Source organism: Psychrobacter sp. CAL346-MNA-CIBAN-0220, assembly GCF_040309805.1.
Classification (GTDB): Bacteria; Pseudomonadota; Gammaproteobacteria; order Pseudomonadales; family Moraxellaceae; genus Psychrobacter.
On the sequence record NZ_JBEOPF010000001.1, the window covers coordinates 1 to 13,505 of the forward strand.

Genomic DNA, 13,505 nt, shown 5'->3' on the forward strand with positions numbered 1-13,505 from the left:
CCCTTCATTGTCTCTGACTTGATTCGATTGATTGTGCTGGTGTCTTTCCCTGCCATATCTCTGGTGTTATTAAGCTAGAAGTGGTTTGTGATAGCAATATAGATAAACCGTAGGTAATATGGTCGATGCACCTGTGATTCAGCGTTGCATTCGTCTATTGAATAAGTGATTAATTAACAATTTCATGGAATTTTAAGCATAAAAAAAGCCTCACTATAAAGTGAGGCTTTTTGCTCTTAACGAGCCATATTTGGAGCGGGAAAAGAGATTCGAACTCTCGACCCCAACCTTGGCAAGGTTATGCTCTACCACTGAGCTATTCCCGCATAATTATCAACTAATCGTCAACTAACTATCGCTAGATGATGATGGCGTATTATACGCAGTTTATTCGGGCTGTCAATAGACATTATGAAAAAAGGTAAAAATTAGCAAAATAGGCATGTTATCCCCCTATAGAACTATGTTATAACAGATGGTTATAATATACATTCCAAAAGCTTTGTTTTGATAAATAAGCTGGAATGCTGTTTTATGATGATCTTCAACCACAGTTATAACCATAACTACTTATAACGATAAGCCTTAAGGATAAGCAACATGAGCAAACCATATACTATCGCTGACTATTTATTTGAGCGTATTGCCGAAGCGGGCGCGACTGATATATTCGGGGTACCGGGCGATTTTAACTTAACATTTTTAGATAATATTATCGCCTCTGATAAACTACGTTGGGTCGGTAATACCAATGAGCTTAATGCAGGCTACGCCGCCGATGGCTATGCCCGTGAGCGTGGTTTTGCCGCGATGGTGACCACCTTCGGTGTGGGGGAGCTATCGGCGATTAATGCGACTGCGGGCTCGTACGCTGAATACGCACCAGTACTGCATATAGTAGGCGCGCCGGCCATGGCTTTACAAGACTCAAAGCGTCGGATTCATCATACCCTTGGTGATGGCGTATTTAATCATTTTATAAAAATGGTAGAGCCAGTCACTGTTGCCCGCGCCCAGATTACGCCCGAAAACGCCGCCTCTGAGATAGATCGAGTGATTCGTACTATTCTCAAAAAACATCGCCCCGGCTATTTAATGCTATCACCCGATGTCGCGCGTCAGCCTATTTATCCGCCTACTACTAAGCTTAACGATAGCGAAGAGAATATTACTAGCCAAGCGGCATTAGCAGCCTTTAAACAAGCTCTGATTGATTTTTTACCGAACAAAACCACGACCTTGATGGCAGATTTAATGGTGCATCGTTTGGGGCTGCAGGACCAGCTGAAGGCTTTAATTGCCGATACTGAGATACCGTATACCACTTTATCATGGGGTAAGACGTTACTTGATGAGCATAGCGAGCGCTGGGCAGGCACTTATGCCGGGGTGGCATCACGTCCGGTAGTCAAAGATGCGGTAGAGAACTGCGAATGTTTGATTAAAATTGGGGTTCAATATACCGATACTACTACCGCAGGATTTAGCCAAGATATCGATGATAAAGTAGTGGTTGATTTGCATTATGAACGGGCGACCATCAGTGGACAGAACTTTGCTCCTATTTCGCTTAAAGACACGCTGCAAGCGCTCCATGAAGTGATGACCTCTGGTATCAATGTTGTGCCTAAGCCGTTATGTAGCCAGATACAGCCCCATGAGCAACATGGCAAGGATGACGAGCCTATCCGTCAAGATGACCTGTGGCACATCATTGCCGAGCGTCTAAACCATAACAATCTGGTATTTGCTGATCAAGGTACTGCTTATTTTGGCATTAGTGATGTGCGTCTACCAGAAGGCGTGACCTGCTACGGACAACCGATGTGGGGATCAATCGGCTATACCTTACCGGCAGGCCTAGGCGGCGCTATCGCTTCTCCGGATAAGCGCAGTGTGGTACTGATTGGTGATGGCTCAGCCTTACTGACCATCCAAGAGCTAGCAGTGATGCTGCAAGAGCGTATTAACCCGGTCATTGTGCTTATTAATAATGATGGTTATACCGTTGAGCGTGCTATTCATGGCGAAAACCAACCCTATAACGACATTCCTAAATGTAATTGGCAGTCAATGCCGCAAGCCTTTGGCGGCAATGAGGACAATACCTTATTACTTAAAGCGGAAACTGCTGGCGAGTTAAAAGCAGCTCTACAAAAAGCAGCAGACACTACGGATAAAATGGTGTTCTTAGAAGTGATAGCGGACAAGCACGATATCCCACCGTTATTGGCTGATATCAGCGCAGCGCTGAAGCCTTAAGTAGATTAAGCTTATATTGCCAAGCGTTTAATAATAGGCGAGTTAATCACTAACGCAAAAAGCCCCATTTAGCATTAATCAGCTGAATGGGGCTTTTCTATGACCCTAATTTTTATAAACCAGGTTTTATAAGCCCGGTTATATAAACAAGATTTATAAATAATCAGAATGCTGTTTAAAAATGATATTTTACCAAGGCACTAGCGGCATTTTGCGTCTCATCGCTACCGAATTTATTTTTCCAGTAGCTATATTCCATACCGACTTCTAAGCGGTTATCGATACCGAGCACTTTTTGCAGGTTATATTTAATTTGGGGGTTGATATGGATGTTGTCTCTAACGCTATCATCCTCACTATTAAAGGCGTAGTCAATATAGCCATCAATGACAAAGTCATTCTTCTCCCAACCATAGGTCAAAGTGATTTGTTGATCATCTGCATCATCTTTGCTGTTATAGGCATGATATAACGAGGCAGATGCGTATTTCATACCGGGAATCGGTAGGTTTAGATCGGCACCGACGCCTACTAAATAGTTATCTTGACTAAAGCCTTTACCGTTTGAGCCAAACTCATACTGACCCGCTAAGTTAACTTGCTTGATAAAACTGTTATCAAAAGTGGCCAGCTTAAGCTTAGGTGCCAGCTCACCATAAGTTTCTTTAAACTTTTTAGTTTCGCCAGTGACTGTATTGGAGACATATTCATCCCCTTGAATACGGTCAACGAAGAAAAATACGCCGCCCCAAGTGTGAGTAGAGGCATGCTCTAGAGTCATCACCTTAAGGGTATTGTCATCCTTATTAGGCGTTAATTTAAAGTTATCACCATAGAGTCCAGTGATACTGGTATCGGCAAAAAGGGTTTTAGCCTGTACGCCAGTCATAGTGCCCAAAGCGACGATAGCAACTGCTGCCATAGTCAAGGGCTTGATAGCAGACAGTTTGCTCTTAGAGGCTTGGATAGAAGGTTGGATATGAGCGGGTAGGCTGGTTAATAGAGTAGAACGCACAGTATTACTTCCTTATGTACAGTGGTTGGTTTTCCCTAAAGGCGCGGTTATAGCGATGAGGCCTGATCTGGTTTTAACGTCCTGTTAAAACGGGTCAGTAGTGCTAGGGAAAAGATAAGTGTTAATTGGGTATTAGTGAGGTATGGATAATAAAATTTAATAAAAGACAGTAAATATTGTTGCTAACTGAGGTCGAAAATAGCAGCTATAAATATAGCTCAGAACAATGAAAATAAATCGATAGATACAGACGTAACAAAAAATTTATTAACGATTTGAAACAGTTAAGCATATTTAAAACCGCCTAACAACTTATATTTTATGGAAGTAAAGCCCTATTACGTGTCGTTATATTGCTAGTATTCACTAAGGATATGATTTCATTGACAATAACTGACCAAATGGTCAGGTTTAAATATTTTTCTTATTTAAAAATATTTTTAGGGAAAGGTGTTTTTGCCTGTTGATGTTTATAGAAGCCATTATAAAAGCGGTCAGCAAAAATTATGATTATTGTAAAATTTGAAATATGGACGCCCCGTTGTCAATTTTTAGGCCATAAAAAACCCCTTTAAATCGACGATTTAAAGGGGTTTAAATAATGCTATCAGACTTCTTCGTTGAGACCCAATAAAATTAAGCCAGTGTTGGTTTACTCGGTTTAATTAATAAATGTATCGCTGTAGTGATTAACCGGTATTGCGCAGACCTGCTGCCAGGGCATTGATACTACGGATTAATGGATCTTCAACGTCCAGGTCCTTATGACCACCATGATCACTATCGCCTGTAGTATCCTTTTGTCTGGCACGTTTTAATAGCTCAATTTGGATATAGTTAATCGGGTCTAAATAAGCATCTCGCCATTCAAGGGAAGCGGCGAGATTTTGCTGGCTAGACAATAAGGACTCTTGATTAAGCAAAGAGTTTAAACCTGAATAGGTCAGCTGGTGCTCATCAGTCACCGCTGTCATAATCTTTTCACGTAACGTCTCATCGTCACATAATTGGCTATAGGCGTGAGCAATACTCATCTCAGATTTGGTAAAAGCCATTTCGATATTGCTAATAAACACGCTAAAAAAGGGCCAGCAGTCATTCATTTCCTTCATCAAGTCTTCGTCTTCTTTAACGCTATGTAAAGCACTACCGACGCCGTACCAAGCAGGTAGGGTAAAGCGGGCTAATGACCAGCCGAATACCCAAGGAATTGCCCGTAAAGTGGATTTACTTGGTAGGCCTTTTTTACGATGCGCTGGGCGTGAGCCAATGTTTAATAAAGAGATTTCTGCTACTGGGGTCGCTTGTGAATAGAACTTATAAAAGCCGTCAGTATGGTCGGTAAGTTCGCGATAGCGATACTCACCGGCATCGGCTAAACGAGCAAAGAGTGCTTCATAACTGGGCAGCTCAGCCGGTTGTACCACAAATCTTGAGGAGCAAGCTTTAAGGGTACCCGTGATGCCCATGGTGAGCTCAAATACAGCAGTATCGGTATTGGCATATTTGGCATAAAGGACTTCGCCTTGTTCGGTGACTTTGATTTGTCCGTGCAGTGTACCCGCTGGCTGAGCGGCGATTGCTTTATGGGTTGACCCACCGCCACGACTCACTGACCCGCCACGCCCATGAAACAAGCGGGTTTTGATACCATATTCCTCAGCGATACGGTTAATGGTTTGTTGCGCGCTATAAAGCTGCCATGCAGAGGTAATGATACCGCCATCTTTCGATGAATCTGAATAGCCTAGCATGATTTCTTGGGTGTTATCTGAGTGCTGTAGCAAGCCTCGATAAAGTGGGTTATCCAAAACCGCAGGTAAGATCTTATCGATATTTTTAAGATCTTCGATGGTCTCAAACAAGGGTGCTACTGGTAAGTCCGCAGATAATTGCCCCTCATCATTGATTTTGCATAAGCCCGCGAAGCGCATTAATAGCAACACTTCCAATATCTGACTGGCATTGTTAGTCATCGAAATAACATAACTGCCGAAAGTATCTTGCCCAACCAGTTTACGCAAGGTCGCCACCGAGTTCATCAAGGCCAGTTGTTCTCGGGTTTTATCTGTTAAGTTTTCAGTATAAATGAGCGGTGTACCAGGCTTTTTAAGCAAGCGCGTCAGCCACTCTTGGCGCTCAATTTCACCCAGCATTTGATAATCTGGCAAATTAGAGGCACTGGCAAAAATATCGGCAATCACGTCACTATGATAAGAGGACTCTTGACGAATATCGAGCGCTGCCAAATGAAAGCCACAGGTTTTTACCAGACGAATCATATCAAGCAATAACCCTTCCGCATGGGCCGTATCATGAGTATTCACACTTTGACGGATGATACGTAAGTCTTCTAATAGCGCTTGTGGATTGGTGTAAGCATCTTTTTCAGCCTCACTATCACTGCCTTTACTCTGAATAAGGCGGTTAGTGGCTTTGACTTTATTAAGAATTAAGGAGAGTAGTCTACGATAAGGCTCATTGCCGTAATCATCGAGATTGTAATCAAATACCCGTTGATCAAGCTCATCGTAACTCTCAATTTTTGCATACACTTCCGGTGCGACATTAACGGTCGTATCGCTATGGATAAGCTGGCGGCGCAACTTTTTGAGCAGTACTTGATAATGACGCAACACGGTATCAGCATGCATTAATACCGCAAGTTCTGTGGTCTCAAAAGTCACAAAGGGGTTGCCGTCTCTGTCGCCGCCTATCCAAGAACCAAAACTCATAAAGGCCGGTAACGGGTACTCTGTTAACTCGGGGTAAATATCGACAATGGCCGCTTTAATATTACGATAGACCTTGGGAATGGCCTCAAACAAACTGGCGTTAAAATAGTGCAGGCCATTATTGATCTCGTCATAGACCAGAGGTTTACGCGTCCGCACTTCATCGGATGACCATAATAAATCAATGGTTTGCGCCGTTTGTTCTTTCGCTTGCTCGTAGGCAAAACTGTTTTCGGTCAGGTTGTTTAGGGCGTCGCTGTCAGCAAATAGACTCTGTAAGATATTCATCGTCGTACGGCGGCGAGCTTCAGTAGGGTGCGCGGTAAATACAGGTATAAATTTCAGTTGATCAATGAGTTCTTGCATTTGGGCGGGCTCAATATTGCGTTCACGACATTCAAGTAAAGTACGACGAAACGATCCTTCCCAGCTCTGTTCAGATTGCGCACGCAAGGCATGACGTTGCTCACGTAAGTAATTTTCTTCACTTAGATTGGCGAGAAAAAAATAGATAGAAAAGCCACGTATGACATTTTTTAAGGTTTGATTGTCTAAAGAGGCAATGAAGTCGATGAGTTGCTGCTTATGGGTTTCGTTAGGCTCACGGCGTTGTTGAATAAAACCTTTACGCAGGGTCTCAATAGTATGGACCGTTTCTTCACCAGACTGGCGAGAAATCGCCTTGCCTAGGAATGAACCTAACAAGCTGATACGTTCACGTAATACGTCGTTATCTATAGTCATCCTTAACCTTCTCATCAAATTAATTGGAAAATAGTCGTGCTAATTTAGAATAGCATATCTACAATTACTGCAACAAAAGTTTATCACCTTTAAAAATCGTAATTTTAATTTCTTTATACCTAATTATTTATGAGAGCATATAGTTAATACTAAATAAAATAGATACGCTAACAGTGACGCGCAGCTGGCAAGATTTTCTCGCTTGCTGTGCGGCTATGCCACTCTAGAGGCTTAGAAAATTTCCCCTAACCATGCTCGCTGTATTGATTTCAGAGTGGACTAACTATAGCAAATAAGTAATTTTTGAATGCTCACAAAAAAGACATGGTTCACTATACCTCGTACTATGCTCAAAGATGAACATTGGACAAGACTAAAAATTATATTACTAGCACTTAATATCTATGACAACGCGAATCTTAGAAATACGGTTGAAGGTGTGCTGTATCGTATGCGTGTTGGCTGTTCTTGGCGCGACCTATTGGCTTAGTGAGCCCAAAACCGTCTACAAGGCGTACTACTACTAGCGTTGGTTTCGCAGTAACAAGCTGCTTGCACTGTTATACAAGACAAGACACTTAGTGGAAAACGCTTTGGCTAAGTTAAAGCAATACAGGGCGATTGCCACTTATAAGCTATCTTTATCTGATTTATCTGAAATAATATCTCTAATTTTTTGTTTGAGCGCCACTAACTCTAAACTAAAAACATCGATTTGATTGTTGTTATGTTCATCTTCAATTCCCATATAATTTTTAGCATCTTCTAACCTCATCATTTGATTTCGTAAGGCGTTGTTAATTATACCCAATTCATAAATTGATAAATCTAAGGAATCAATCATGCTAGCTTCTCTTGTTTTAGAGGAATGAGTGGTTTAGTTAAATTAACATGTATTTGTGATTATGGTGTAAAAAAATTCAGTCATTTTGGACGTACTGTCTTTTTTACTATAGGCTATGAAGCTCAACATCAACTTTCATTAACGACGTACGTCTGCCCTGAAGTCCTGTCCGATCCCCATATTAGGCCTTGATATATCAGCTGTAGCCCAAGTGTTTACAGTATTCTTTGTTTTGTCTGTTATTTGCTTTTGGTATCGTGATTGGTGATTTTATTAAATAAGTTTATTGGGTACCGTAAGAAAAAAACTTGTTTGATCTAACCGCGAGGGGTCATAGAGTTAAACAGAAATACATGTATTGTCAGTCTAATGAAAGAGAAACGCTTCATATTAAAGAACCCATAACTATTAGGTGGGCCTCCCTTTTATTTTTGATAATCATCACTGCCGGAGTGTGGTTACTTTTAGCAATCTATAATATGCTTTTTGAAAGAAGATGGATATGCAGCGTATGTGGATTGAGACGATAAGATGACGCACGGATAGAAAACACCCTGCTACAGGGTAGCCTTCAAGACCGCTATATCTTGTCACTGTTAATTTTGTCGATGGCTTGTTTCTGATAGCGACATGACAAAAAGCCCCACCTAATAAGTGGGGCTTTTTAGCTTTTACCTTGACGACATAGGGTTAAATTGTAAACACGGCCATAGTTGTTACGAAACTATCTAACTGTCAAAAATGCTAACTGTCAAAAATGCTGAAATTGATCGGCACAGCATGGAGAAAAAGAAGAACGCAACGCGGTGCGAACTGGCTGATTACTATCATTTCTTACATAAGAATGATTGGAAGTCTTTGTAGGGCGACATAGCTCTCCAAAGGCTTTTTCTATTGAAGAATAATAAGAACAATTTGAGAAGTCAACACTGCATCAAAAAAGTAGATTTCTGATGAATGAGTAAGAATAAAAACGAAGAATGAGGTAGCATTAGAAATGAAGTGCAAATTCAAACAACAAGGAAGTTAGAAGATGAAAGGGATTACACGTTTTTCGAATAGTTTGATGGAGAAGTATTTACCCGATCCATTTTTATTCGTCATTATCTTAACCGTCGTCATTTTTGGGCTGGGCTTAGGCTTAACCGATTCTTCACCGGTACAGATGGTGGCGTTTTGGGGTGAAGGGTTCTGGGCGTTACTTGCATTCTCGATGCAAATGGTGTTGGTCCTAGTCACTGGTTTTGTATTGGCAAGCAGCCCGATATTTAAAAAAGGCTTAGGCAAACTGGCGAGTTTCGCAAATTCGCCCGGTAGTGCGATTATCTGGGTAACCTTAGTGTCACTGGCAGCAAGCTGGATCAACTGGGGATTTGGGTTGGTTATTGGGGCGTTATTCGCAAAAGAATTGGCGAAGCGTGTTCAACATGTCGATTACCGTTTGCTAATTGCCAGTGCTTATTCTGGATTTATAATTTGGCATGCCGGATTTTCTGGTTCGATTCCGTTGTCCATTGCGACAGAAGGCCATCCATTCGTTGATAAAATCGGTATCATTCCAACGAGTGCGACCATTTTTGCTAGTTATAACTTAATCATCATTGCTGCATTGGTTATTATTGTCCCTTTGTTAAACCGTTTGATGATGCCGAGCAAAGAAGATACGGTCACAGTGGATCCGAAAGTTCTAGTTGATCCGGTCATTGAGGAACTTCCGGCAAAATCGAGTATGACACCTGCAGAGCGTTTGGAAAACAGCTGGATTTTATCGATGGTCATTGGTGCAATGGGGATTGCTTTTGTCGTTTATTATTTCGCACAAAATGGATTCGCGTTAACGCTCGATTTGGTTAACTTTATGTTCTTGTTCCTTGGCATTATATTCCACGGAACGCCTCGCAACTATTTGATTGCCGTTCAAGAAGCCGTCAAAGGAGCAGGCGCTATCATCGTTCAATTTCCGTTTTATGCAGGCATTATGGGAATGATGACGGCATCCGGTTTGGCAGGCGTTATGTCAGAAGCGTTCGTCAGCGTCTCGACAGCGGATACCCTCCCACTTTTCGCCTTCCTAAGTGCAGGATTGGTCAACTTCTTCGTCCCTTCAGGTGGTGGACAATGGGCCGTTCAAGCGCCGATTATGTTAGAAGCTGCAGAAATGCTTGGCAGTGACCCGGCAAAAGTTGCCATGGGTGTTGCCTGGGGTGATGCTTGGACAAACATGATCCAGCCGTTCTGGGCATTGCCAGCACTGGCAATCGCTGGTCTGAAAGCCAAAGACATCATGGGCTTTTGTCTCATTGTGTTGGTAGTCAGTGGCGTTGTGATTGGTTTAGGGCTGTTGTTCTTGTAAATAAATTTATACAAGACAGCCCTCTTTAACAGAGATCAAGAGTAAAATTAACTAACCATTGGAATCAGTGACTCTGAGCTCACTGATCTCGATTTAACTGTGAAAAATATCTATGACTTCCTCCCTTCATCGCTTGTACTCTTTTCGTCGCTGTCCCTATGCCATGCGCGCCCGTCTCAGCCTCTTGTTTGCCGAGTTACAGGTGGAGCTGCGGGAGATAATCCTGAAAAACAAACCGGCCGAGATGCTAGCGATTAGCCCGAAAGGCACCGTGCCTGTTTTACAGATTTTTGACGCTACTGTGGACGGTGCTGTGGTTGAAGAAAGCCGGGAAATAATGGTGTGGGCGCTTGCACAGAAAGATCCGCAAGGGCTATTGGATGCAAAGGTTTTGCATCAGGCCAATGATCTGATCGAGCAAAACGACAACCAATTTAAATATTGGTTGGATCGTTATAAATACGCCGACCGTCATTTTGAGATGACCCAGACAGAATATCGGCAACAGGGTGAAGATTTTTTACAGGTTTTAGAGGTATTGCTGACTAAAAACCCTTACCTACTGGGGGATAGCGCGACCATTGCAGATATTGGCATCATGCCTTTTGTCCGCCAATTCGCCCATGTGGATCGCGATATTTTTTACAGTCTACCTTACCCAAAGCTGCAGTTGTGGCTACAACATTGGTTGGATCATCCATTCTTTCTGCAAGCCATGACCAAGTTTCAGCCATGGCAAGAGGGGGATGAGGTGGTATTTTTTCCTTCTTAACACTAAGCGCTTAGGCCTTCTTAGCCTCTGTACATAAAATTTTAAAACTCAAAAGTGAGGGGAAAGAATTAAAGCGTATTGAACGTTTCGTAGATATTATGGCAAGGCGTACCCGCGAGGGCGCCATTCCGCTTGATCTTGCACAGCTGGCGGAGTTATAACAAGAGTTACTTGGTAGTAAAACGGTCATTCAGCAGTATAACCTCCGTCACTCCCCTGTCTTTGCGTCGTATACTCAGGTGGAAGCACCAAGGTAGCGATTAAAGATGATTTGACAGAATCCACGTACCGATAGCAATTAGCATTAAACCACCAAATACTTCAGTCTTATGACCGAGTAATGAACCCAACACTTTCCCTAGCATGACGCCTAGAGTGACCATTATTGTGGTAGCTAAGCCAATTAGGCCCGCCGCCAGTAAAATATTAACCTCTATAAACGCTAGGCTAATACCTATAGCCATCGCATCAATGCTGGTGCCGAATGCGGTCAAAGCAAGTTTGAAAAAAGAATGTCTCGACGGTGCTTCTGCCTTTTGACTGCTTGGCTTCAAACCTTCATACAGCATGTGCAGACCGAGGGCGACAAGTATGGTGAACGCTATCCAGTGATCCCAGGCTTCAACAAAAGAAGCGTCTACAAAAGAGGCTGCTGAATGACCAATAAACCAACCAATAATGGGGGTGATAGCTTCAATGGTGCCAAAAATGAGGCCCATTCTTAAAGCTTCGGTAAAACGGGGGTTTTTAAGGTTTGCGCCTTTACTAACTGCCACAGAAAAGGCATCGGTAGACATAGAAAGAGCAAGTAATAGAAGGGCTATAGGGTTCATTTTTATTTTCTCAGGTCGAGTATAGAGTCCACGACATACTCACACCCCCGACCTGCAGTGTGGATATATCGATGGTCTCGCCAACCGAGAGGTGTTCGTACCATGGCATATGGCCAAGCATGTTGACACGAACTCTTTCGTAAAACGAAAGCAGGCTACTCCCCAAAGAGCGCTCAGATTAACATTAATAGGTTATAAGTCAATGGAAAAGTATCTGGTTAGCCTTGGTTGAGGCTACGCTCAGTGAGGCTGATTAACCTACCAATTAAAATGGACTATTAACAGGCTTTTGATAACAAGGGTTCAGCGCCTTATTTAGGACTTGGACCTTCGGCTGTGCGCTGTATACGCTAATATATTGAGTTATTGAAATAATGATGGGATACCCTTAATTCTTACCGTTATAAAGGTGAGTATGAGATCAAGTCTTCTCTTATACCAGAGAAAGTGTTGCCTACAATGAGCGAGGAAGTAATATAGGGTTACATAGTGGATTCTATTAATTTACTGAGAAATCTCATAAATTCTTAAGCAGTCTTGATAATTACGTTGAGTAATTACATTGAAAAGAAGAGACCTATCCCTGACAGTTATAAAGGTGGCTTGGTAGTAGGAATCCCTTCCGTTTAGGGAGGGGAGGCAGTCAAGCCAAACCCATCTATTGATGAGGCAAGTTTCTACCTCATCAATGAAGCGTGTTATAAATCAATGATTCAAGAAAAACCGCAGCATCTCCTTTGAAGCGTCCGGCCCTTTGGGATCAGTATGAGATCCTGCGCTACTGCCACCTGCCCAGCTATGCCCGGCACCGTGAATTTTCCAATACTCCAACTGACTAACTCCTCTCTCATCACAAATCTCTAATTGCGTACTACGACAATTTTGCTCGGAACATCGTTGATGCTGCTGGGTGTTTAAATCATTTTTTTGCGCTTGTAACCGTTGCTTTGCCTGCTCAACGATCTGATTACCATTACGAATACTTACCGTATGATCCTGATCACCATGAAACACAATCATCGGGACAAACTTACTGTTCCCCGCACGGTTCATGGCAGCTGCGCCACCCTGACGCATCGCCATTAATGCAGACGGTAAGTCGGTGGCACTGCGATAAGCCAATCCTGAATGAACGCCAACCGCCGCATACAGTTGCGGATAAGCCTCCGCCATAATCACTGCCATGGCAGCGCCTGCGGATAGTCCTGCAATATACACACGTGATGAGTCCACTGCGTAATCCTTAGTAATGGATTGAGTCAATGCCGCAAGCCATGCAGGCTCACCTTGACCTTGCTGTTGATCGGTGGGGTTAAACCAGTTCCAACAGCGATTTTGATTCGCAGAAGCGGGCTGAGAGGGATAAACGATCAGGCAACGGTGTTGTTCTGCCAACTCATTCATGCGGGTACCCGCTGCAAAATCCTCCGGTGATTGAGTGCAGCCATGCAGCATTACTATTAGCGGCAGGCGCAAGCCTTTTTCTACAGCTTGTGCGTAGCTTGATGGAATATACAGCCGGTAGTCATGGCTTCCTTGAGATGACTTAAGCGTGCCTTTAAGAAACTGCGCATTGTCAGGAATAGGCTGCTCGCTATGCGTATTAACCCCGGCACTCATATTCATAACCGTTGGCAAGTCCAACTTAAAGTGCTTCATTGTATCTGTAAAACCTTGCAGTTTATTAACATCTATAAGCTTGCCCATCGGGGCTAAACCATCTTGTGGCATTGGTAAATCAACCATTATGTTATTAGCGGTATCGCTGGCTGATGCTATGCCACTCAAGTTATTTTGAATCGCGATAGTGGCCGCTTTCAAATCGCCTGATTGCATGAGTGTCATCGCTTCTTGAAGGTGCGGCGGTGTCATGCTTAGTTTTGAAAAGTCCATTGGTTATTTTCCGTCGTATATTGATATAAATTTTAGAGAGAGTCGTAAGAGCGG

General features: G+C 42.9%; 8 protein-coding genes, 1 tRNA gene, 1 pseudogene and 1 riboswitch. Of the genes and pseudogenes, 4 read left to right on the forward strand and 6 right to left on the reverse strand.

Annotated features, from left to right (window positions below):
* Positions 1–251 precede the first annotated feature (251 nt).
* Positions 252–326 (reverse strand) — tRNA-Gly (locus AAEY88_RS00005).
* Positions 327–600: 274 nt separating this feature from the next.
* Between AAEY88_RS00005 and AAEY88_RS00010 the strand changes: the two genes are divergently transcribed.
* Complete coding sequence (locus tag AAEY88_RS00010; RefSeq protein WP_350557460.1) at positions 601–2,262, forward strand: thiamine pyrophosphate-binding protein; 1,662 nt, start codon at positions 601–603, stop codon at positions 2,260–2,262.
* A gap of 175 nt (positions 2,263–2,437) precedes the next feature.
* Here AAEY88_RS00010 and AAEY88_RS00015 read toward each other — a convergent pair whose 3' ends face one another.
* Together AAEY88_RS00015 and ppc are read right to left on the reverse strand one after the other, a co-directional pair.
* On the reverse strand, positions 2,438–3,277 hold the full coding sequence (locus AAEY88_RS00015) for a DUF5020 family protein (RefSeq protein WP_350557462.1): 840 nt from the start codon (positions 3,275–3,277) through the stop codon (positions 2,438–2,440).
* Positions 3,278–3,966: 689 nt separating this feature from the next.
* Positions 3,967–6,756 carry a phosphoenolpyruvate carboxylase gene (gene ppc, locus AAEY88_RS00020; RefSeq protein ID WP_350557464.1) on the reverse strand — a complete coding sequence of 930 codons (2,790 nt, stop codon included), beginning with the start codon at positions 6,754–6,756 and terminating at the stop codon, positions 3,967–3,969.
* A 334-nt stretch (positions 6,757–7,090) separates the two neighbouring features.
* Here ppc and AAEY88_RS00025 point away from each other — a divergent pair.
* A pseudogene (locus AAEY88_RS00025) lies at positions 7,091–7,237 on the forward strand (IS5/IS1182 family transposase); the annotation flags it as partial.
* Between the two features lie 147 nt (positions 7,238–7,384).
* On the opposite strand, the gene AAEY88_RS00030 reads toward AAEY88_RS00025, so the two are convergent.
* Entirely contained in the window at positions 7,385–7,600 is a 216-nt protein-coding gene (locus AAEY88_RS00030) for a hypothetical protein (RefSeq protein ID WP_350557466.1), read from the reverse strand.
* 1,033 nt (positions 7,601–8,633) lie between these two features.
* On the opposite strand from AAEY88_RS00030, the gene AAEY88_RS00035 reads away from it, so the two are divergent.
* Entirely contained in the window at positions 8,634–9,953 is a 1,320-nt protein-coding gene (locus AAEY88_RS00035; protein ID WP_350557468.1) for a short-chain fatty acid transporter, read from the forward strand.
* A 112-nt stretch (positions 9,954–10,065) separates the two neighbouring features.
* Entirely contained in the window at positions 10,066–10,725 is a 660-nt protein-coding gene (locus tag AAEY88_RS00040; protein WP_350557469.1) for a glutathione S-transferase, read from the forward strand.
* Between the two features lie 260 nt (positions 10,726–10,985).
* Here the strand turns inward: AAEY88_RS00040 and AAEY88_RS00045 are convergent, their stop codons facing one another.
* Together AAEY88_RS00045 and AAEY88_RS00050 are read right to left on the reverse strand one after the other, a co-directional pair.
* Positions 10,986–11,558, reverse strand: a complete 573-nt coding sequence (locus AAEY88_RS00045; RefSeq protein WP_350557471.1) for a manganese efflux pump MntP family protein — start codon at positions 11,556–11,558, stop codon at positions 10,986–10,988.
* 8 nt (positions 11,559–11,566) lie between these two features.
* Positions 11,567–11,734, reverse strand: a riboswitch (yybP-ykoY riboswitch).
* 529 nt (positions 11,735–12,263) lie between these two features.
* Entirely contained in the window at positions 12,264–13,451 is a 1,188-nt protein-coding gene (locus tag AAEY88_RS00050) for a PHB depolymerase family esterase (protein ID WP_350557473.1), read from the reverse strand.
* Positions 13,452–13,505 lie beyond the last annotated feature (54 nt).